Origin of the sequence: Pararhizobium sp. O133, from assembly GCF_051669845.1 — a bacterium.
Lineage (GTDB): Bacteria > Pseudomonadota > Alphaproteobacteria > Rhizobiales > Rhizobiaceae > Pararhizobium.
In genome coordinates, this window is the sequence record NZ_CP196426.1 from 448,761 (window position 1) to 469,236 (window position 20,476).

The 20,476-nt window shown below is 61.3% G+C and carries 18 protein-coding genes; 3 read left to right on the forward strand and 15 right to left on the reverse strand.

The window, feature by feature from the left end:
* Positions 1–2: 2 nt before the first annotated feature.
* The 8 genes from ACST81_RS02120 to ACST81_RS02155 all read right to left on the reverse strand — a co-directional run bounded on the left by ACST81_RS02120 (position 3) and on the right by ACST81_RS02155 (position 8,890).
* Positions 3–836: an amidohydrolase family protein gene (locus ACST81_RS02120; RefSeq protein ID WP_438751156.1), complete on the reverse strand. Its 834-nt coding sequence runs from the start codon at positions 834–836 to the stop codon at positions 3–5.
* Positions 833–1,852, reverse strand: coding sequence for a zinc-binding alcohol dehydrogenase family protein (locus tag ACST81_RS02125; RefSeq protein ID WP_438751157.1), 1,020 nt, complete (start codon positions 1,850–1,852; stop codon positions 833–835). Before ACST81_RS02125 ends, ACST81_RS02120 begins: the two co-directional genes overlap by 4 nt.
* Before the next feature lie 72 nt (positions 1,853–1,924).
* Complete coding sequence (locus ACST81_RS02130) at positions 1,925–2,899, reverse strand: ABC transporter permease (protein ID WP_438751158.1); 975 nt, start codon at positions 2,897–2,899, stop codon at positions 1,925–1,927.
* Positions 2,900–2,941: 42 nt separating this feature from the next.
* Positions 2,942–4,495, reverse strand: a complete 1,554-nt coding sequence (locus ACST81_RS02135) for a sugar ABC transporter ATP-binding protein (RefSeq protein WP_438751159.1) — start codon at positions 4,493–4,495, stop codon at positions 2,942–2,944.
* A gap of 133 nt (positions 4,496–4,628) precedes the next feature.
* Entirely contained in the window at positions 4,629–5,615 is a 987-nt protein-coding gene (locus ACST81_RS02140; RefSeq protein WP_438751160.1) for an ABC transporter substrate-binding protein, read from the reverse strand.
* Positions 5,616–5,853: 238 nt separating this feature from the next.
* Positions 5,854–6,303, reverse strand: coding sequence for an RbsD/FucU family protein (locus ACST81_RS02145; protein ID WP_438751161.1), 450 nt, complete (start codon positions 6,301–6,303; stop codon positions 5,854–5,856).
* Positions 6,304–6,334: 31 nt separating this feature from the next.
* Positions 6,335–7,354: an aldo/keto reductase gene (locus tag ACST81_RS02150; protein ID WP_438751162.1), complete on the reverse strand. Its 1,020-nt coding sequence runs from the start codon at positions 7,352–7,354 to the stop codon at positions 6,335–6,337.
* A 30-nt stretch (positions 7,355–7,384) separates the two neighbouring features.
* A complete protein-coding gene (locus tag ACST81_RS02155; protein WP_438751163.1) occupies positions 7,385–8,890 on the reverse strand; it encodes a UxaA family hydrolase in 1,506 nt (501 codons plus the stop codon).
* A gap of 265 nt (positions 8,891–9,155) precedes the next feature.
* Here ACST81_RS02155 and ACST81_RS02160 point away from each other — a divergent pair, with 265 nt between their 5' ends.
* Positions 9,156–10,034 carry a GntR family transcriptional regulator gene (locus tag ACST81_RS02160; RefSeq protein WP_438751165.1) on the forward strand — a complete coding sequence of 293 codons (879 nt, stop codon included), beginning with the start codon at positions 9,156–9,158 and terminating at the stop codon, positions 10,032–10,034.
* A 17-nt stretch (positions 10,035–10,051) separates the two neighbouring features.
* A complete protein-coding gene (locus tag ACST81_RS02165) occupies positions 10,052–11,137 on the forward strand; it encodes a mannitol dehydrogenase family protein (RefSeq protein ID WP_438751166.1) in 1,086 nt (361 codons plus the stop codon).
* On the opposite strand, the gene ACST81_RS02170 is transcribed toward ACST81_RS02165, so the two are convergent.
* Positions 11,138–11,941: an aldolase/citrate lyase family protein gene (locus tag ACST81_RS02170; RefSeq protein ID WP_438751167.1), complete on the reverse strand. Its 804-nt coding sequence runs from the start codon at positions 11,939–11,941 to the stop codon at positions 11,138–11,140.
* Between the two features lie 393 nt (positions 11,942–12,334).
* On the reverse strand, positions 12,335–13,789 hold the full coding sequence (gabD, locus tag ACST81_RS02175; RefSeq protein WP_438753332.1) for an NADP-dependent succinate-semialdehyde dehydrogenase: 1,455 nt from the start codon (positions 13,787–13,789) through the stop codon (positions 12,335–12,337).
* A gap of 263 nt (positions 13,790–14,052) precedes the next feature.
* Between gabD and ACST81_RS02180 the strand changes: the two genes are divergently transcribed.
* On the forward strand, positions 14,053–14,655 hold the full coding sequence (locus ACST81_RS02180) for a nitroreductase family protein (RefSeq protein ID WP_438751168.1): 603 nt from the start codon (positions 14,053–14,055) through the stop codon (positions 14,653–14,655).
* A gap of 435 nt (positions 14,656–15,090) precedes the next feature.
* Here ACST81_RS02180 and gyrB read toward each other — a convergent pair whose 3' ends face one another.
* The 5 genes from gyrB to ACST81_RS02205 form a co-directional block, all read right to left on the reverse strand.
* Positions 15,091–17,526, reverse strand: coding sequence for a DNA topoisomerase (ATP-hydrolyzing) subunit B (gene gyrB / locus ACST81_RS02185; RefSeq protein ID WP_438751169.1), 2,436 nt, complete (start codon positions 17,524–17,526; stop codon positions 15,091–15,093).
* 149 nt (positions 17,527–17,675) lie between these two features.
* Positions 17,676–18,050 (reverse strand): helix-turn-helix domain-containing protein, encoded by a 375-nt coding sequence (locus ACST81_RS02190; protein ID WP_438751170.1) that lies wholly within the window; start codon positions 18,048–18,050, stop codon positions 17,676–17,678.
* On the reverse strand, positions 18,047–18,613 hold the full coding sequence (locus tag ACST81_RS02195; RefSeq protein ID WP_438751171.1) for a Smr/MutS family protein: 567 nt from the start codon (positions 18,611–18,613) through the stop codon (positions 18,047–18,049). The genes ACST81_RS02190 and ACST81_RS02195 overlap by 4 nt, the downstream gene beginning before the upstream one ends.
* Positions 18,606–19,715, reverse strand: a complete 1,110-nt coding sequence (mltA, locus tag ACST81_RS02200; RefSeq protein WP_438751172.1) for a murein transglycosylase A — start codon at positions 19,713–19,715, stop codon at positions 18,606–18,608. Before mltA ends, ACST81_RS02195 begins: the two co-directional genes overlap by 8 nt.
* A 26-nt stretch (positions 19,716–19,741) precedes the next feature.
* Positions 19,742–20,440 (reverse strand): Tim44/TimA family putative adaptor protein, encoded by a 699-nt coding sequence (locus tag ACST81_RS02205; RefSeq protein ID WP_438751173.1) that lies wholly within the window; start codon positions 20,438–20,440, stop codon positions 19,742–19,744.
* Positions 20,441–20,476 lie beyond the last annotated feature (36 nt).

A 20,476-nucleotide genomic window follows, 5' to 3' on the forward strand; every position in this document is an offset into this window, starting at 1 on the left:
CGTCAAGCGTCGATGGAATAGAATCGCGCGGCGGTGGCGCCAAACACGGCCTCGCGCCCTGATTCATGCAGATGCGAGAGCAGTGCGTTTGCCGCTTCCCACCAGCCGGCATAACTCGCATCGAGGTCAACGACCGGCCAATCGCTGCCGAACATCATGCGCTCTGGTCCGAAAACATCGAGCAAATGCAAAACATAGGGTTTCAACCCGGAGACCGACCATCCGGCATCTGCCTCCGTCACCAGGCCCGACAGCTTGACGCAGACATTCGGCCGCTTTGCCAGCGCCGCCATGTCGGCGGACCATGGCTCCAGAATGCCGCTGGCGATGAACGGCTTCGCCCCGTGGTCCACAACAATCGACAAATCCGGCAGGCGGTCGGCGAGCGCCGCGATCACAGGCAGGTGGCGCGGTTGAATCAACGCATCGAACCGCAGGTCGAGCGCCGGCAGCGCCTCCAGCGTGCGGATGGCCTCGGGCTGGAGGATACAGGCCGTGTCGGCCATCCCCTGCAGCATTGGCCGGATGCCGCGGAATTTCGAATGCTGCTTCAGCCGGACAAGGTCATCGCGCGCATTTGCAGACCAGACATCCACCCAGCCGACGACGGCTGCAACCGTTTCCTCGCGCGCCGCGATATCGAGCAGGAAGGCCGTTTCCGCCGCATTGGGCGCAGCCTGGACCAGAATGGTCTTGGTTATGCCAGCGGCTTCGATCAACGGGCGAAGATCGTCCGGCGTGAAATCGCGGAAAATCGCCGAAAGTTCCGGCGGCGGCCAGTCGTTGTGGCCGCGCCCGAGGCTCCAATAGTGCTGGTGCGCGTCGATCCGCATCATGGCGATATCTTGACCACCGCCTTGATCAGCCCGGTCTTTTCATGTGCCCAGCGCGGCAGGTCGGCGACGACACCATCGAGCGTCGTACGGTGGGTGATGAGTGAGCCGACCGGCACATGACCGGCACGGATCGAGGCTGCCACATGCTCGAAATCCTGTCGCGTCGCATTGCGGCTGCCGACCAGCATCATTTCCCGCTTGTGGAATTCCGGATCGGAAAAGCGGATATCGTCCTTGACGACGCTGACGAAGACGAGGCAACCGCCATGGGCAACAAATGCGAAGGACTTTTCCATCGAACCACCATGGCCGGTCGCGTCGAAGACCACGTCGAACCCGTCGCCGCCGGTTGCCGACAGCACAGCTTCCATTGCTGCGTCACCGGCCAGGATACCATCCGCAAAGCCCAGTCGATCAGCCGCCATCTCCAGCCGCTCCGCGCTGGCATCGAGCAGCGTCACCGTGTGACCGGCAATCCGGGAAAACAAGGCCGTGCCCAGCCCGATCGGACCGGCGCCGATGACCAGCGCACGCGATCCGGCAGGCGCCAGCGACCGGCGCACAGCGTGGGCGCCGATGGCGAGGAATTCGACGGTCGCGGCCGATTCCAGCGACAGGTCTCCAGCCGGATAAAGGTTGTTCTCCGGCACCAGGATTTCCTCGCAGAAGGCGCCATCCGTATGCACACCCAGAACCTTGATCGCCGTGCAGCAGTTGGGCTTTTCCTTGCGGCAGGCAATGCATGAGCCGCAGGAGAGATAGGGGTTGACGATGACCGGGGTTCCGGCCGCCAGCGAAACGCCCTCGCCGGGCTCGACCACCGTGGCCGAAATTTCGTGTCCCATCACCCGAGGATATTCGAGATAGGGATGCTTGCCCTCGAAAATATGGTAATCGGTGCCGCAAATGCCGACATGGCTCACCGAGAGCCGTGCCCAGCCTTTCGGCGGCGCGCCCGGTGTGGTCCTGTCGATGAGTTCCAGGCGCCCGGGTTCCGGGCAGATCGCCGCTTTCATGGCCGGCAGCTCCTTGCAATAGGCAGACAGTTCGAGATCGGAAGCCGGATTCCGGCCGGACAATGTGGACCGTCAGCGCGCGCCGCGCCGGCGCAACTGGTCGAAATAGACGATCACGATAATCAGCACGCCGGTGATGATGCGTTGTACGAAGGCGTTGACGTTGAGCAGGTTGGCGCCATTGTTGATGGTCGCGAGGATGAAAGCGCCGAGCAGCGGTCCATGCACCGACCCGACCGCGCCGAACAGGCTGGTGCCGCCGATGACCGACGATGCGATCGCCTGCAGTTCCCAGCCTTCCGCCTGCGTTGCGTTACCGATGCCGATGCGCGAGGCGAGCAGCAGGCCGACGAAGGCGGCGCAGGTCGAGGACAGGATATAGGCGAGATAAATCGTCCGGTTGACGTTGACGCCCGAAAGACGCGCCGCTTCGCTGTTGGAACCGACGGCGAAGAGATAACGACCCCAGCGGCTCAGATGCAGGAAGACATAGGCCGGCACCGCGACCACAAGCACCATCCAGAACAGGCTGGGAATGCCGAGGAAATCGGCGCGGGAAAAGTTGGTGAAGCTTTCATCGTTGATGGAAATCGTCGAGCCGTTGGTGATCAGAAGGCCGATGCCGCGCAGCGATGTCAGTGTCGCCAGCGTGATGATGAAGGCCGGCAGGCCCATGCGGACGATGCCGAAGGCATGGAAGGCGCCGATGAGGGCGCCGATCAGAAGTGTAATCGCCATGGCCGGCCAGAGCGGCACACCATGCTGCAGCAGCCAGGCAACCGTGACGCTGGAAAAACCGACGACCGCGCCGACCGACAGGTCGATGCCGGCGGTGATGATGACAAAGGTCTGGCCAACCGCCAAGATCGCCGTCATCGACCCCTGCCGCAGCAGGTTGCTGATATTGTTGGAGGTCCAGAACGCGTTGGTCGAGAGGCCGAGAAGCAGCCAGAGGAACAGGAGCAGGCCGAGCAGGGTGAGCCCGAACAGAATATTCATGCCCTTTTTCGGCACCGGTGCGGTTTCCGTTGTGGTCTCTACGCTCATGTTCTTCCTCCACGCATTTTCTTTATTGGTCTTTTCAAGATTCTAGACGCCGATCGCCTGCGTCAGCACTTCCTCGTGCGATGCGCTACGATAGGTGTGGCTGGCCACCAGCTTTCCCTGCCGGAAGACATGCAGCCGGTCGGCAAGTTCGTAGACCTCGGGCAGATAGGACGAGATCAGGATGATGCCCGCGCCCTGTTCCAGCAGCCGGGCAAACAGCCGGTAGATTTCCGCCTTGGTGCCGACATCGACGCCGACGGTCGGCTCGTCGAAGATGAACAGCTTGGCGCCGTGGCTCAGCCACTTGCCGATGACGATCTTCTGCTGGTTGCCGCCGGACATGGCGGATGCCAGCACCCGGCGCGTCGGCGTCTTGATCTTCAGGTCGTTGATCTGCCGGTCGGCATTCTCTGTCTCGCGGCGGCGATTGATGGTGAAACCGCTGGTCAGCCGGTCGAACACCGGCAGATTGATGTTGAGGCCGATCGGCAGGTTGAGGCAAAGCCCCTGGTCGCGGCGGCTTTCCGGCGCCAGCGCGATGCCGAGATCCATGGCTATGCGTTCGTTGCGGATGTCGACCTTCTGGCCCTGCCAGTGGATTTCCCCCGTCGAAACCGGCTGGCGGCCGTAGAGACCGAGCGCAAATTCGCTGCGACCGGCGCCGATCAGGCCGTAGAGACCGACGATCTCGCCGGCCCGGACCGACAGCGAGACATCCTCGAAACCGGGACCTGACAGGCCGTGTGTCTCGACAATGGTCGCGCCGATCGGCAGGGTTTCCTTGTGGTAGATCTGCTCGATCGTCCGGTTGATCATCATTGAAATCAGTTCGGCATCGTTGGTCTCGGCGATATTGCGCGTGCCGATATGGGTGCCGTCGCGCAGGACTGAGACACGGTCGGCGAGTTCGAACACTTCCTCCATGCGGTGGCTGATATAGACGATGGTGACGCCTTCCGCCTGTAGCCGGCGAATGAGCCGGAACAGCTGCGCCGATTCCTGACGCGTCAGATAGGCGGTCGGCTCGTCGAAAATCAGGAATTGCGTGCCGCGCATCGCCGCGCGCGCCGTCGCCACCAGCTGCTGCTGGCCGATCGTCAGGTCGCTGAGCAGCGCGCCTGCTGGAAGATTGAAGCCGAGATCGTTGAGCACGACCTGGGCGGCATCGGTCATGGCGCGTTTGCGCATCAGGCCGTTCTTGTTCATCTCGTCGCCGAGGAACATGTTGGCGGCCACCGTCAGGTGTCGGCAGAGCACGACTTCCTGGTGCACGGCGTTGATGCCGCGCGAAATCGCCTCATTGGGCGTGGAGAGCTGCACTGGATCGCCGCACCAGAAGACCTCGCCGGCCGTGCGGCGGATGACACCGGTCAGGAGCTTGATCAGTGTCGATTTTCCCGCGCCGTTTTCGCCGACGATCGCGTGGATTTCGCCGGACAGGAAGGTGATATTGGCCGGCTTCAACGCTTCGACGGCACCGTATTTCTTCTGCAGGCCACGCAGTTCCAGGATCGGCTGGCCCTTGGGAACGGGATGCTTGGCTACCCCGCCCGCGCCATCCTCGTGCCGGTGGCTGACATCGTACAGTCCTGTCATGGCGGGCTCCTCCCCGGATCCGAAGCTGCCTCAACCCGGCAGAGCCGGGCTGAAACAGGTCGAAATCAGATTATGCGACAGGCGGCAGAACGGAAGCTCTGTGAGAACATCAGTCCGCCGCCGGCCAGGATCATTAGATCTTCGGGTTCAGAAGGGCGTCGATCTTCGGATCGGCCATATTGGCCTTGGTCACCAGGTTTGCGCCGGTATCGACATTGGCCTCGACCTTTTCCTTCTTGGAAGCGGCAAGAGCGGTCTTGATGCCGTCATAGCCCATGCGGTACGGATCCTGCACGACGAGGCCGGCGAGAACGCCTTCCTTGAGGAAGCCGACCGTCTTTTCGTCCGAGTCGAAGCCGATGACCTTGATCTTGTCGCCGAGCTTGTTTTCGGCGATTGCCTGACCAACGCCCTGCGCCATGATCAGGTTGGACGCGAACACGCCAACGAGATTCGGATTGGCCGTGATCAGGTCTGTCATCATGTTGAGGCCGGTGGTTGCCTGGCCGTCGGCATACTTGTCGGCGACGATTTTCAGGCCCGGATATTTCGCACCGATGACTTCGACGAAGCCTTCATGGCGCTGGTCGAGGGAGCCCACGCCGGGCAGGCTGGTGATGATGGCGATTTCGCCCTCTTCCTTGCCGGTTGCTTCCTTGATGGCGGCAGCCAGGCCGTCAGCGGCGATACGGCCGCCCTGGACGTTGTCGGTCGTCAAGAAGGATGTGAACGCCTTCGAGTCAGCGCCCGAGTCAATGCCGATGATCGGAACGGACTTGGCGGCTTCGTCGATCGGCTTGCCGAGCGCCTTGAATTCCGTCGGCGAGATGACGACGGCGGCCGGAGCGCCAGCAACGGCGTTTTCAAGAATGCTGATCTGGCCATTGATGTCCGATTCCGACTGCGCGCCGAGTTCCGGCACGTTGACGCCGAGATCCTTGCCCGCGGCGCGGGCGCCGGCCAGAACGATCTGCCAGTAGAACGAGGTCGTGTCCTTGACGATGATCGGGATGGTGACGTCCTGCGCGAACGAGGTCATCGGCATCATGGTTGCGAATACGGCGGCGCCAGCAAGGCTGGTGAATGCCCGGCGCGACAGGATGTGCTTCATAAGGGTCATGGTGTTGTTCTCCTCCAACAGCGACTTGTTAAGTTCTCCTCAGACCGAACAGCAAGGCGCGGACAGTTCGATCTTTTATCCATAAAAAACATTTTACAAGGGCAAGCTATCTCAGCATTTTTGAAATTGCAAGCCGTTGTCCGTATCCCTGGCCATTGATTTCCTCCCAACGCCAAGTCTTTGTTTTTCATGGTCAAGACGAACCGGCCCATCTCACTAGGCCGGTTCCGACGCGCGCTTATCGCACGCGATAAAGTTCTTCCGGGTGCACCACGCCCTTCTTCAAGATGATGTTTCCGTAGAGCCGGAATTCGGTAGTCGCGACGATATAGGCCGCCTTGCGCGAACGCTCGTAGAAGGCAAAGCGCTCGATCGGAACAACCCGGAAACCGCCGGCCAGCTTATTCACCAACTCCTGGAACTGGGCGCAGACTTCCGGCACCGCCGTCGGATCGCCGACGACTTCCATGCGCCAGGCAGATTCATCGACGAAGGTATCAAGCGGCATATGCGCCAGGATCGCTTCGGTGATGGCAAGCGCATCGACGCCGTCCGCCCGCACGACCGGCGGACCCATCGTGCTCGCCGGAAAATTGGCGTCGGCAATGACGATCTCGTCGCCATGGCCCATGGTGCGGATCGCATGCAGCAATTCCGGCCCCAGCAACGGATGTATTCCCTTCAGCATTCACGTCTTCCTTTGTTAATCGAAAAGCCGGCTAAACGCGCACGGCGTCTTCTCCGAGTTCCGGCGCCACCAGCGTATGTGCCTCATAGGCCGAAAAATCCGACGGCTGCAGCGGACGTTCGGTCAGTTCCATATTGCGCTCAAGGCTCGACGGTTTTGCCGTTCCGAGCAGGACCGAGGCGACCACAGGGCTCTGCAACGGAAACTGGATAGCGGGTGCGGCAAGCGGCAGGCCTTGCGACGCGGCGATCGCCTCCATCGCTGCCACTTTTTCCAGAACCTCCGGGGTCGCCGGCATATAGTCGAAATGCGATCCCGGCACCGGGCCGGTGGCGAGAATGCCGGAATTGAACACGCCGCCCACGACCAGCGAGGTTTTTTTCCTTTCGCACCGCGGCAGAAGTTCCGCCGTCGCAGTACGGTCGAGCAGCGTATATCGGCCGGCCAGAAGAATGCAGTCGAGATCGGCCTGCGCCATCACATCAAGGCAGACGGGGACTTCGTTGACGCCCAGCCCATAGGCCGATATCGCGCCTGAGGATTTCAGCTCTTCCAGAGCCTTCAGGCCGCCATCGAACAATTGCCGCAGATAGACGGCGTTGCGTGCGGCGCCATGCGTGTAGACGCCGATATCGTGGACGAACAGGATATCGATGCGATTGAGGCCGAGGCGCGCATAGCTGAAATCCACCGACCGCATGATGCCGTCATAGGAATAATCATAATCGGTCTCGAAAGGCAGTGGATCGACGAAGCCGTAGCTCGGCACCTGATCGTCGGGAACCGGCCGCTGAATCCGGCCGACCTTGGTCGACAGGACATAGCTGCCTTTCGGCTTGCCCCGCAGGAAATCGCCGACGCGACGCTCGGCCAGCCCGAAGCCATACCAGGGCGCCGTATCGACGAACCGGATGCCGGATTCCCAGGCAGCATCCAGCGTCGCCATCGCGGCGTCATAGGGGCAGGCGCGGTACATGCCGCCGAGCGGCGCGGTGCCGAAACTGTACTCGGTGACGGACAGATCCGTCCGGCCGATCTTTCTGGTCTGCATCACATGTCTCCTCCGCTCCGCCGGGTTCCGTCAGAGTGTCGCGCCCAGGTGCCAGGGCACGAATTCATTGTCGCCATAGCCGAACAGTTCGCTCTTGGTCTTCTTGCCGGATGCGGTATCGATGATCAGGTCGAAGATTTCGCGGCCCATGCCGGCGATCGTCGCATCTCCCGTGGCGATGGTGCCGCAGTCGATATCCATGTCCTCTTCCATCGCGTTGTAGAGCGCGGTGTTGCTGGTGAGCTTGATCGAAGGGCATGGGCGCGAGCCGAAACAGCTGCCACGGCCGGTGGTGAACGTGATCACATTGGCGCCGCCGGCGACCTGCCCCGTCGCCGAAACCGGATCATAGCCGGGCGTATCCATGAACACGAGGCCATGCTCCGTTACCCGCTCGGCATAATGATAGACCGCCGTCAGCGGCGAGCGGCCGCCCTTGGCAACGGCACCCAGCGACTTCTCCAGAATGGTCGTCAGGCCACCGCGCTTGTTGCCGGGCGAGGGATTGTTATCCAGCGAAGCGCCGTGCATCGCCACATACTCCTCCCACCAGGAAATCAGCCCGTCCAGCTTTTCGGCCACGCCATCATTGACCGCGCGGCTGCGCAACAGATGTTCGGCGCCATAGATTTCCGAGGTTTCCGACAGGATCGCCGTACCGCCGGCACCGGCGAGGATATCGACGGCGGCGCCCAGCGCCGGATTGGCGGTGATGCCCGACAGCCCGTCGGAGCCACCGCATTGCAGGCCGACGATGATTTCGCTGACCGGGATGGGAATACGCCGGGCGGTTCCGACTTCCGCCGCGATTTCCTCGAGCACGCCGAGCGCCCGGGCGACCGCGCGGCGCGAACCGCCGGCATCCTGGATGTTGAAATGGCGCTTGCCGGCACCGCCGCCGCTCTGGCCGTAAAGGGTCAGCTGATTGACCTCGCAGCCGAGGCCGACCATCAGCACACCTCCAAAATTCACATGACGCGTATAGCCGGCCAGCGTCCTGTGCAGGTTCTTCATGCCGTCGCCGGTCGAGCTCATGCCGCAGCCTTGATCGTGGACGATCGGCACGAAGCCGTCGATGCCCTCGTAACGCGGCAGGATCACCTTGTTGGCCTCTTCGGCGATGGCGCGACAGACGGTGGTGGAACAGTTGACGCTGGCGATGATGCCGATGAAATTGCGTGTCGCCGCACGGCCGTCGGCGCGGCGATAGCCCATGAAGGTGCGGGCCTTGTCGGCAACATTCGCCGCTTCCGGCGGAACCGGCGCGCCGATCGATAGGCGGTCCTGGTCGAAGGCGAGATTGTGTGAGTGGACATGATCACCGGGCGCGATTTCGACCGTCGCCCGGCCGATCGCCTGCCCGTATTTGACGACGGGCTCGCCGACACGGATCGGATGAATGGCCACCTTGTGGCCCGGATCGATCTTGCCCGATGCGCGAACGCTGCCCGGCAATTCTCCGCCCGGCTCGATGGCGAGCGAAGCAACGGCGACATTGTCGTCCGGCGACAGAACGATGAAGGAAGGTGCGGTCACCCTTGGTCTCTCCCGTGAGGATTTTGTCCGGATGAATGCATCCATCCACTTTTGTCTTTTATCCACAATAGACAGATTAACGTCAATGGGTATTATGCGGGTGAGATGGACGCAGCAGGGCGCAAGCATCCGGCAAAACAATCAGGGACGGAAACAACCATGACTCAGCGAAACTCGGCCAAAGACAGGATCAGGCAGACCGGTTAGAGAAGCGCGACACATTTTCCGCCTCGATGACAGAACTCCAGAACCGGTCGGCAACCCCATGGCGAAACAGAATACCGTCTTCAAGGACGCCTTCAACCGCTGCCTCAAGCTGCTTGCGGAAACCGCGACATTGCCGTCCGAACCGGAACTCGGCACGACGCTCGGTGTCAGCCGCACGACGATCCGCGCCATCCTGACCCGCATGGAAGAGTTGCAGCTCATCGCCTGGGACAAGCGCGCGAAGGTGGTCCTGCGCCAGCCGAAGTCTGAAGATTACTATCCGGTTTCCGAGACCGATTCGCTCTCGGATATCATCGAGCGCAGCTTCATGCGCCGGATTCTCGCCGGTGGCGCCGAGCCCGGCATGCAGATCAACGAGCTGGAACTGGCCCGCGACATCGGCACCGGCACCACCAGCGTGCGCGAATTCCTGATCCGCTTCAGCCGTTTCGGCCTGATCGAGAAACGCCCGAACAGCCACTGGATCCTCAAAGGTTTCACCCGCGAGTTCGCGTTGGAATTGACGGAAGTGCGCGAAATGTTCGAGCTGCGCTCGGCTGCAAGCTTCGTGGCGCTTTTGCCCGAGCATCCGGCCTGGAGCGATCTCGACCGGATCGAGGCGCTGCATCATGAAATTCTCGCCGACATCGACAATCGCTACAAGGAATTCTCCGAACTTGACGAGCGCTTCCATCTGCTGGTCCATACGTCGTCCAGTAACCGCTTCATCGTCGATTTCTACGACATCATCACCATCGTCTTCCACTATCACTACCAGTGGAACAAGACGAATGCGCGCGAACGCAATGCCAGGGCGCTCGAGGAACATCTGGATTATATCGCCGCCCTGCGCTCCCGCGATCCCGTCCGTGTCGAGACCGCCTGCCGGGCGCATCTGAAGTCCGCCCGCGAAACCTTGCTCCAATCCATTCAATAGCCGGATTCATTAGCTTCATGATCACACCTATCGTCCAGTTTGGAACCAGCCGCTTTCTCCAGGCCCATGCCGATCTCTTCATCAGCGAAGCGCTCGAAAAGGGAGAGGCCCTGGGTCAGATCACCATCGTCCAGACAACCGGTTCCGCTGAACGGGCGGGACGGCTGAAAGCTTTGGCGGGCGGGTTCCCCGTGATCGTGCGTGGCATCGACAGTGGCGCGGAGGTTGACCGGACAATCCGGGTCACAAGCGTCGGACGCGCGCTTTCCACGGGCAACGATTGGGACGAGGTCCGCCGGATCATTGTCGAAGAAGCTGAAATCCTGATCTCCAACACCGGTGATACCGGTTACAGCGTCGATGATGACAATGTGCAGACACCGGTTCCGGCCTCCTTCCCCGGCAAACTGCTGCTCCTGCTCGAAGCCCGTTTTCGCGCCAACGCCCGCCCACTCACGGTCCTGCCCTGCGAACTGGTCGCGCGAAACGGCGATACGCTGAAAAAGGTCATTCTCGGCCTGCAAACGGATAGGGTCGCCGATCCCGATTTTGCAGACTGGCTTGCGACGCAGGTCGTCTGGGGAAACACGCTGGTCGACCGGATCGTCTCCGAACCGCTGGAACCGGCAGGCGCGGTGGCGGAGCCCTATGCGCTCTGGGCGATCGAGAACCAGCCGAGCCTGAAGCTCCCGTGCACCCATCCGTTCGTCCTGCTGGTCGACGATTTGACGCCCTACGAAAAACTGAAGCTCCATATCCTCAATCTTGGCCATACCGTGCTGGCCGATCTCTGGCTGAAGACGGGGCGGCCACAGGACGAGACTGTCAAGGCCATCCTCAAGGATGAAGATGTCCTATCCAGGCTGATGCGAATTTATGAAACCGAGGTGATTCCGGGTTTTGCCGCCAAGGGGCTCGGCGCCGAGGCCAAGGATTACGTCTCGCTGACGCTCGACCGGTTCCGCAATCCGTTCCTCGAACACCGGATCCGCGACATTGCCAACCATCACGCCGAAAAGATCATCCGGCGCATTGCCGATTTCCAAGTCTGGAGCCCGGATGTCCCGATGCCGATCCTTTCGGAAATCGCCAGCGGCGGATGATCAATAGCCGGCCACCGGTTTTGTCCCGCTGGCACCGCCGGAGAGAAAATCCTCGCGCAGCCGCTCAGTGGCGCTGACCAGCAGGGTCACATCCGTGCCGATCGCCATGAAGGTCGCGCCCATGTCGCGGTAGAGCCGCGCTTGCGCAAGATCGAGCGTCATGATGCCGCGCGCCTTTCCGGCCTGCTTGATCCGCGAAAAGGCATCGGCAATCGCCGCCGTCACGGCCGGATGGCCGGGCTGGCCGAGATATCCCATGTCCGCCGCGAGATCCGAGGGGCCAATGAACAGCCCGTCGATCCCGTCCAGCGCCGCGATCTCGTCCAGCGCCGCAAGGCCGGCGCGGCTTTCGATCTGCACGATCAGGCAGATCTCGTCATTCGCCGTCTGCAGGTAGTCGCCGATCCGGCTGAACCGCGACGCCCGGCCGAGTGCCGCACCGACGCCGCGCACGCCGTGCGGCGGATAACGGACGGCGCGAACCAAAGCCTGCGCCTGTTCGAGGCTTTCGACCATGGGGATCAGCAGCGTCTGCGCGCCGGTATCGAGCACCTGCTTGATCATCCAGGTCTCGCCGACCGGCAGGCGCACCATCGGATGGCTGCCCGAGCGCGAAACCGCCTGGATCTGCGCCGACAGCAGCGGCAGATCGTTCGGTCCATGCTCGCCGTCGATCAGCAGCCAGTCATACCCGCTCTCCGACACCACCTCCGCCGCATAAGCACTCGCCAATGCCACCCAGAGCCCCAGTTGGAACTTTTCCTCGCGGATCGCGGCCTTGAAGGTATTTTTCGGGGCTGGCATCGGTTGTTCTCCTTGCGTCGTCACGCCTGTACTTAAGACGTCGAGCGACCGCCTGTGAAGCGATTTCCGGCACGAGGGACCCGCAAATTATGACCTGTTGGCGGGATTTATGATGTACCTGCCGAGGTGAAACCTCGCGCGGACGCGCATCCGCAGACTCCGTCACTCCTGTGCCTGTCACAGGAGTCCAGCCACCGCGCGTCCGCGCGGTGAGAAGAATCGTGTCCGCAACGAATAAATTCTTTCACGCCGCAGACGCGGCGTGGCTGGATCCCGGATCAAGTCCGGGATGACGGAGAGTGGGGGGATGCCCTCACCAGCCAAACAACTTCCATATAAAAAAACCGGCGGAATTCCTCCCACCGGCTTCATTTACATCAGAAAATCCACCGATCAGGCAATGCCGCCGAGGCAGACATATTTGACCTCGACGAATTCCTCGATGCCGTATTTCGAGCCCTCGCGGCCAAGGCCGGAGAGCTTGACGCCGCCGAACGGTGCTTCGGCGGTGGAGATCAGGCCGGTATTGACGCCGACCATGCCGTATTCCAGCGCTTCGGCGACCCGGAACACGCGCGACAGGTCCTTGGCGTAGAAATAGGATGCGAGGCCGAACTCGGTATCGTTGGATTGCTCGATCACATCGGCCTCGTCCTTGAAGCGGAACAGCGGAGCGAGCGGCCCAAAAGTCTCCTCGCGCGCGACGGCCATGTCCCTGGTGACATCGGCGAGGATCGTCGCCTCGAAGAATGTGCCGCCGAGCGCATGCTTCTTGCCGCCCTGGATGACCCGCGCACCCTTGGCCGTGGCGTCGGCGATATGCTCCTCAACCTTGGCAAGCGCCGCCTTGTCGATCAGCGGCCCGAGGATGACGCCCTCGTCGAAGCCATTGCCGGTCTTCAACCTGCCAACGGCAGCCGCCAGTTTTTCCGCAAACGCGTCATAAACGCCATCCTGCACATAGATACGGTTGGCGCAGACGCAGGTCTGGCCGTTGTTGCGGTATTTCGCGATCAGCGCGCCTTCGACCGCGGCATCGAGATCCGCGTCGTCGAAGACGATGAACGGCGCGTTGCCGCCCAGTTCCAGACCGAGTTTCTTGATGGTCGGCGCGCTCTGCTTGTAGAGTTGCATGCCGATTTCGGTCGAGCCGGTGAAGGTCAGCTTGCGCACCGTCGGGTTGGAGGTCATTTCGCCACCAATTGCGGCAGCCGAGCCGGTAACCACGCTGAACAGGCCCTTGGGAAGGCCGGCGCGTTCCGCCAGGATGGCGATGGCGATAGCCGAATAGGGGGTCTGCGATGCAGGCTTCAGCACCATGGCGCAGCCGGCGGCGAAAGCCGGGCCGGCCTTGCGGGTGATCATCGCGTTCGGGAAGTTCCAGGGCGTGATCGCCGCAACGACGCCGATCGGCTGCTTCATCACCAGGATGCGCTTGTCGGGCTGATGGCCGGGAATGATGTCGCCATAGATGCGGCGGCCCTCTTCGGCGAACCAGTCGATGAAGCTGGCGCCATAGACGATTTCGCCAGTGGCTTCGGCCAGCGGCTTGCCCTGCTCCAGCGTCAGGATGCGGCCAAGATCGTCCTTGTTCTCGATCATCAGTTCGAACCATTTGCGCAGCACAGCGCAACGGTCCTTGGCGGTGCGGGCGGCCCAGGCCTTCTGGGCGATCCGGGCCACCTCGATGGCAACCTTGGTTTCAGCGGCGCCGAGCTTCGGTACCAGGCCGATAATTTCGCCGGTGGCGGGATTGTTGACCTCGATCGCATTTTTCGGGTCGGCCTCGATCCACTCGCCGCCGATCAGAGCAGCCTGGCGGAACAGCGAAGGGTCTTTCAGGGACACGGTCATCGGCGGCAATCCTTTGCTTGGGAAAAATCTACAGAACTTATACAAGTTTTTTCATTTTCTACAATGACCCGGAATCGTCTTTCCATCGACGCCTCGGAACCAATCGCACGAAAATTCTAGTGTTTGTTCACATCGGAGAAACGGTATATCTCCAAAACGCGGCCTAGTGACTGCATAACTGATCTTTATATACGGACTTCGTCCGTCCTTCGGACAACGCAACTTCGATGTCCGATCTCTGAAGTCAGGAACATGCCATGAAAACCGCCAGCAATCACCGTCAGGCCGATTATCCGATCGAGCCGAGCTTTCTCAACCGTTGGTCCCCGCGCGCTTTCACCGCCGAAACCATTTCCGAAACCGAGCTCTTGACCATTCTCGAAGCCGGCCGCTGGGCGCCGTCGGCGTTCAACTCGCAGCCCTGGCGCTTTGTTTACGCGCTGCGTGAGACGTCGGAATGGGACAAGATTTTCCCTATCCTCGTCGAGTTCAATCAGGGTTGGGCAAAGTCCGCTTCGGCGCTGGTCATCATGATCTCGAAAACACATTTCGTCGCGCCCGGTTCCGATGAAGCCAAGCTCTCGCATAGTCATAGCTTCGATACCGGCGCTGCCTGGGGTGCGATCGCCCATCAGGCCCAGTTGCTCGGCTTCCAGGCCCATGGCATGACCGGCTTGCACTTCGACAAAGCCACCGAAATCCTCGGCATCCCGGACGGCTACCGCGTCGAAGCCGCGGCCGCGATCGGCCGTCTTGGCGACAAGGCCCAGTTGCCGGATTACCTGCAGGCCCGCGAAACCCCAAGCCCGCGCCGGCCTCTTTCCGAACTCGCCTTCAATGGCTCGTTCAAGGCCGATTGATAAGCCGGATACCCACTCCGTCATGCTCGGCCTTGAGCCGAGCATCCATGTCCCGGACTGTGGATCCTCGGCTCGGAGGCCGAGGATGACGGGGTAAGCCTGATCAAAAAGCAAATGGCACCTTTCGGCGCCATTTGCTCAGACTGTTGACAAACTCCAAAGCTGGTTGTTTGAGGACGTGGCAACCCACCCCTCCGTCATTCTCGCCCTTGTGGCGGGAATCCAGCGACCCGACGTCCGTCGGGTCAAAAGACTCTTTCAGCCCAAGGACTTGGGCTGGCTGGATTCCTGTGACAAGCACAGGAATGACGGAGGAAACGGTAGCCGCAGAATGACCCAAGCAACCTTCAGCGGCGTCAGGAAATGACTTTGTCAGCAGTCTGAGCAAATGGCGCCTTTCGGCGCCATTTGCTTTTTACGCGGCATAACTTCCGATCAAATATCGAGGTTGGCGACGCTCAGCGCGTTTTCCTGGATGAAGTCGCGGCGCGGCTCCACTTCGTCGCCCATCAGGCGCGAGAACAAACCATCCGCATCGGTTGCGTCGTTGACCTTGACCTGCAGCAGCGAGCGGACGTTCGGATCAAGCGTCGTTTCCCAAAGCTGCTCGGCATTCATTTCGCCCAGCCCCTTGTAACGCTGCATCGACAGGCCCTTGCGACCACTGGCGAAGATGGCGTCGAGAAGCGCGCGCGGGCCGCTGATTTCCAGCGCGCCTTCCTTGCGGCGCAGGACCGGCGGAACGCCGTAGATTTCCTTCAGTCGCGATGCCATCTGGTCGATATGGCGCGCATCTTGCGAGCCGATCAGCGCCATGTCGAGCGACGCGACTTCCTTGACGCCGCGCACCATGCGTTCGAATTTCAGGCCGCCGTCGCCAGCGACCGCGACATGCCAGCCACGCTCGGTTTCCTCGGCGATGAGGTCCAACCGCTTGGCAACCTCGGCGGCCGTCGCTTCCGACTGCGCCTGGTTGTTGTTCAGTTCCGGATTGAGCGCACCGGCGATCGCCGCCTGCTCGACGACCGAGCGGCTGTAGCGCGAATGCAGGCCATCGATCAGCGAGCGCAGGCGTAGCGCGTCGAGGATGACTTCGCGCAGATCCTGGCCGGCGCGCACCTCGCCCGACCCCAATTGCAGAGACGCATCTTCGAGACCCATCGAGATCAGATAGTCCTCGAGCGCCTTTTCGTCCTTCAGATACTGGGCCGACTTGCCGCGCGCCACCTTGTAGAGCGGCGGCTGGGCGATGTAGAGATGACCGCGCTCGATCAGTTCCGGCATCTGACGGAAGAAGAAGGTCAGAAGCAGGGTACGGATATGGGCGCCGTCGACATCAGCATCGGTCATGATGATGATCTTGTGATAGCGCAGCTTTTCCGGATTGAACTCATCCTTGCCGATTGAGGTACCGAGGGCGGTGATCAGCGTGCCGATTTCCTGGCTCGACAGCATCTTGTCGAAGCGGGCGCGCTCGACGTTGAGAATCTTGCCGCGCAGCGGCAGGATCGCCTGGTTTTCACGCGAACGGCCTTGTTTTGCCGAGCCGCCCGCAGAGTCCCCTTCCACCAGGAAGAGTTCGGACTTTGCCGGATCGCGTTCGGAACAGTCGGCCAGTTTGCCGGGCAGCGAGGAAATGTCGAGCGCGCCCTTGCGGCGCGTCAGTTCGCGTGCCTTGCGGGCGGCTTCGCGGGCGGCGGCGGCTTCGACGACCTTGCCGACGAGGATCTTCGCGTCACCCGGGTGTTCTTCCAGCCAGACGCTCAGCGCTTCGTTGACGAGGCTTTCGACGACCGGGCGGACTTCCGAGGAAACCAGCTTGTCCTTGGTCTGCGACGAGAATTTCGGGTCCGGCACCTTGACCGAAAGAACCGCCGTCAGGCCTTCACGGCAATCTTCGCCGGTCAGCGTCACCTTTTCCTTCTTCATGATGCCGGAGCTGTCACCATAGGAAATGATCTGACGGGTGAGCGCGCCACGGAAGCCGGCCATGTGCGTGCCACCATCACGCTGCGGAATATTGTTGGTGAAGCAGAGCACGTTCTCGTGATAGCTGTCGTTCCACCACATGGCGACTTCGACGGTGATGCCGTCCTTTTCGCCGCGAATGGCGACCGGCTTGGCCACCAGTGGTTTCTTGGCGCGGTCGAGATAGGCGACGAAGGCCTCGAGCCCACCATCGTAAATCATTTCGGTTTCGCGGATATCGGAATGCCGCTTGTCGGTAAGCAGGATGCGAACGCCCGAATTGAGGAAAGCGAGCTCACGCAGGCGATGCTCCAGTGTTCCGTAATCGAACTCGATCATGGTGAAGGTTTCGCTGCTCGGCAGGAAGGTCACTTCCGTGCCGGTCTCGCCATTGCTGTCGCCGATGGTCTTGAGCGGCGCGTCCGCAACGCCGTGGGTGAAGTTGATCTCGTGGACCTTGCCCTGACGCTTGATCTTGAGCTTCAGCTTCACCGAAAGTGCGTTGACGACCGAGACGCCGACGCCGTGCAGACCGCCAGAAACCTTGTAGGAATTCTGGTCGAACTTACCGCCGGCATGCAGTTGCGTCATGATGACTTCAGCCGCCGAAATGCCCTCGCCCGTATGGATATCGGTCGGGATGCCGCGGCCATTGTCCGTAACGGTAACGGAGCCATCGGCATTGAGTGTGACGGTAACGATATCGGCATGGCCGGCCAGCGCCTCGTCGATTGCATTGTCCACCACCTCGTAGACCATGTGGTGTAGACCGGAACCGTCGTCGGTGTCACCGATATACATGCCCGGCCGCTTGCGGACAGCGTCGAGGCCTTTCAGGACCTTGATGGAATCAGCGCCATATTCGGCATTCGCGCCGGTTTCGGTTTCAGGCAGATCGGTCATACGGATATTGGTCTTTCCAGGTTTTCGTGCCACGTTTCGAGCGGTCCGATTCCGTGCGAATCAGACCTTCGTGGCCTTCCCCGAATATAGGGATTTTGTCGATAGTTCCAAATCCCGTGCCGCCCGAAAGCGGCAGAAATCAGGGGATTTCACACTTCCTTATCAGGAAAACGGGCTTTTTCCAAAACATCTTCCAAGAGACGGATGGTTTCGCCGGACAGGCCGCGAATTCGCCCCGCCAACCGGTTGGCAAAGGCCGTATGCGCCGGCGACAATCCGGACGTATCGAGCACAGCCTTGGGGTCGGAAAGTGCCGCGATGCCGAAGAGTTCGTCGGCATCATCCCAGATGACATGGAAGTATCCGGCCACCCTTTGCAGGAATTCGAAGCTCGGTGCGCCGCGCTTGCCGTGTTCGAGCGCCGAGAGATAGGCGGGGGACACACCGATGGCAGCTGCCATCTGCTTCTGCGAGATGCCCCTCTGCCGCCGCAGCCGGTGCATCGCCTCGCCGAACGGCGTCATGGAGCCGGCCCTCTTCTCGACAGCCGCACATAGAGCGCGCCGTCGCCGCCATGGTTGCGCGCCGCCGGCTCGTAGGACGAGATCAGCATGCGAAATTCCGCCAGCGCGAACCACATCGGCACCGCCCGTTTCAACGCGCCGTCGCTGCCGAGCGACGTGCCCTTGCCGGTGATGACGAGTACGTGCCTCAGACCGCGATCATGGGCGCGCATCAGGAAATGCAGCAGGAAGCCATGCGCCTCGCTCTGGATCATGCCATGCAGGTCGATCCGCGCCTCGATCGCCAGGTGTCCCTTGGCGAGCTTGCGCTTGACCGGCTTTTCCAGCGGATGATGAATTTTTACGCTTCGCTTGGGCGCTTCGACCGGCGTTTCGCCAAAAGCCTCCAGCAATGACTTACCTTCGCGGATCACTGGCATCACCACTTTTTCCGGCACCGGTTCGGGTTTCGGCTCCTCGAACTCGGCAAGCTCTTCCATCCGACCGGGAAGCGCGCGGGTGGTGCGGGCGACCTTGCCCCAGAGAATCCTGTCCTCGCCGCTGAGTGTCTTTCCCTTAGCCATGGCCATATCTTGCCGCTGCGGCTTTCGGGATGAAAATGAAAAAGTCCGCATCGTTGCGCACGGCACCGGCCAGTCGTCCGGCCTCGTCGCCGGAGCCGGTAAAGATGTCGCCACGCGCCGGACCGACGATCGCCGAGCCTGTGTCGAGCGCCAGCATCAACCGGCGGAACGGTCGGCCGCCCTCGATCGAGGTCAGGCTGTCACTCGAAATAAAGAAGGGCGTACCGAATGTATGGATCAAACGGTCGACGGCAAGCGAGCGGCCGGGCTCCAGCGCCACCTTGGCGGCAGCCACCGGTCCGAGCCCGGTATCGTCCACGGCTGCCTCACGGAAAAAGATGAAGGAACGATTGTGCCAGAGCACCTCGTCGGCCTCGTCGGGATGATCGTCCAGCCATTGCTTGATCGTCTGCATCGAAACCGTCGCCGCATCGATCTTGCCGCGCTCGATCAGCAACCTTCCGGTCGCCGAAAAATAATGCCCAGTTTTGGCGGCATAGGTGATCCGCTTCATCGATCCGTCGGGAAAGACCAGGCGGGCGGCACCCTGCACATGCGCGAAAAAGACGTCGGTCTTGGATTTCGCATAGGCGATTTCCAGTCCGCGGCCGGCGAGATAGCCCTGCTCGATCGCCTTGCGATCCGGATATTCACTGACGACGCCGTCCGTTGTCTGGCCGAAGGCGAAATAGGGATCCATGCCTTCAGGCCGGTTTGTGTCGTCGATATCGACGAGATTGTTCGGCCGGCGATAGAACGGGAAGCGATAGACCTCGTCCTTCGTTGCGCTGACCTGAACCTCCGGCTCGAAAAAGGCCGTGACGAAGCCCGACGTTCCATCACGGCGGACAATCTTGAACGGAACGAACTGCTCTTCGAAGAAGGCGATCGCGCCGGTCGCATCTCGTTCGACGACATGACGGGCGGCCTCATAGGCCGGCAAGAGGTCGGCCGAGGAAATACCGAGGGAAGCCGTCTTGTGCGGCTTGACCTCACTGACCTGCCGGCGACAGCGCTCAAGCGCGGACAGAAGCGGGGATGGATCGTCGGCATGCCAGCCGGGAAGGTCGGAAAAATCGACCCGTTGCAAATCGAAATCCATCGCCGCAGTCCCGTAACCGTGTCAGATCAGTTTTCCGATTCCGTCGCGATCAGCTTCCAGTTCGGATCGCGCGAACGGGTATCGCGGGAGAAGGTCCAGAGGTCGTTCACCTCGGAAACGGCTTCAGCGTCGCCATCGACGATCGCGCCGGCCTTGTCGTAGGTCGCAGAAATCAGCTGGCTGACGATGCGGATCGTGATGCTCGCTTCGCTATCCTTGACCTCGGCATGGACGACATCGGCTTTCTCGATGCCGACGAATGTCGACTTGACGATTTCGCCCTTGCTTTCACGATCGGAAATGGCGGCATCGAAACCTTCATAGACTTCCCGCGACAGGAGGTCCTTGAGCCGCTTGCGATCGCCATCGGCGAACGCCATGACGATCATCTCGTATGCCGCCTTGGCGCCATTGACGAATTCCTTCGGATCGAAGCCCGGATCGGCGTCCGCCAGGCGGCGGAGACCATCATTGAGCGGCGTGCCCGCCTTGGTGAAGGCATCGATCGCGGCATAGCGCGAGATTTCTTCGCCGGAACCATCGCGGCGCGGCAGTTGGACCACCTTGCCGGAGGCTTCCGGACCATCCACCGCATCACGCGGTGAATAGGGGTCAACCGGCGGGCGTTCGTTGCCCGTCCTTTTGCCCAGCACGCTGCGCAGTTGGAGGAAGATGATCACCGCAGCGACCAGGAAAAACAATGTGACGAAGTCGAAAGAGCCCATTTCCACCCAGAACCGCTGTTAATATGCCGTGCGATC

Bases quoted from the DNA above. Each gene is read 5' to 3' on its own strand.
- ACST81_RS02170 (WP_438751167.1), bottom strand. From the start codon at position 11,941: ATGCCAGCCCCGAAAAATACCTTCAAGGCCGCGATCCGCGAGGAAAAG.
- gyrB (WP_438751169.1), bottom strand. From the start codon at position 17,526: ATGACCGATCTGCCTGAAACCGAAACCGGCGCGAATGCCGAATATGGC.
- ACST81_RS02160 (WP_438751165.1), top strand. From the start codon at position 9,156: ATGGCGAAACAGAATACCGTCTTCAAGGACGCCTTCAACCGCTGCCTC.
- ACST81_RS02165 (WP_438751166.1), top strand. From the start codon at position 10,052: ATGATCACACCTATCGTCCAGTTTGGAACCAGCCGCTTTCTCCAGGCC.
- mltA (WP_438751172.1), bottom strand. From the start codon at position 19,715: ATGGATTTCGATTTGCAACGGGTCGATTTTTCCGACCTTCCCGGCTGG.
- ACST81_RS02145 (WP_438751161.1), bottom strand. From the start codon at position 6,303: ATGCTGAAGGGAATACATCCGTTGCTGGGGCCGGAATTGCTGCATGCG.
- ACST81_RS02150 (WP_438751162.1), bottom strand. From the start codon at position 7,354: ATGCAGACCAGAAAGATCGGCCGGACGGATCTGTCCGTCACCGAGTAC.
- ACST81_RS02190 (WP_438751170.1), bottom strand. From the start codon at position 18,050: ATGACGCCGTTCGGCGAGGCGATGCACCGGCTGCGGCGGCAGAGGGGC.
- ACST81_RS02180 (WP_438751168.1), top strand. From the start codon at position 14,053: ATGAAAACCGCCAGCAATCACCGTCAGGCCGATTATCCGATCGAGCCG.
- ACST81_RS02130 (WP_438751158.1), bottom strand. From the start codon at position 2,899: ATGAGCGTAGAGACCACAACGGAAACCGCACCGGTGCCGAAAAAGGGC.
- ACST81_RS02195 (WP_438751171.1), bottom strand. From the start codon at position 18,613: ATGGCTAAGGGAAAGACACTCAGCGGCGAGGACAGGATTCTCTGGGGC.
- ACST81_RS02205 (WP_438751173.1), bottom strand. From the start codon at position 20,440: ATGGGCTCTTTCGACTTCGTCACATTGTTTTTCCTGGTCGCTGCGGTG.
- ACST81_RS02120 (WP_438751156.1), bottom strand. From the start codon at position 836: ATGATGCGGATCGACGCGCACCAGCACTATTGGAGCCTCGGGCGCGGC.
- ACST81_RS02135 (WP_438751159.1), bottom strand. From the start codon at position 4,495: ATGACAGGACTGTACGATGTCAGCCACCGGCACGAGGATGGCGCGGGC.
- ACST81_RS02125 (WP_438751157.1), bottom strand. From the start codon at position 1,852: ATGAAAGCGGCGATCTGCCCGGAACCCGGGCGCCTGGAACTCATCGAC.
- ACST81_RS02140 (WP_438751160.1), bottom strand. From the start codon at position 5,615: ATGACCCTTATGAAGCACATCCTGTCGCGCCGGGCATTCACCAGCCTT.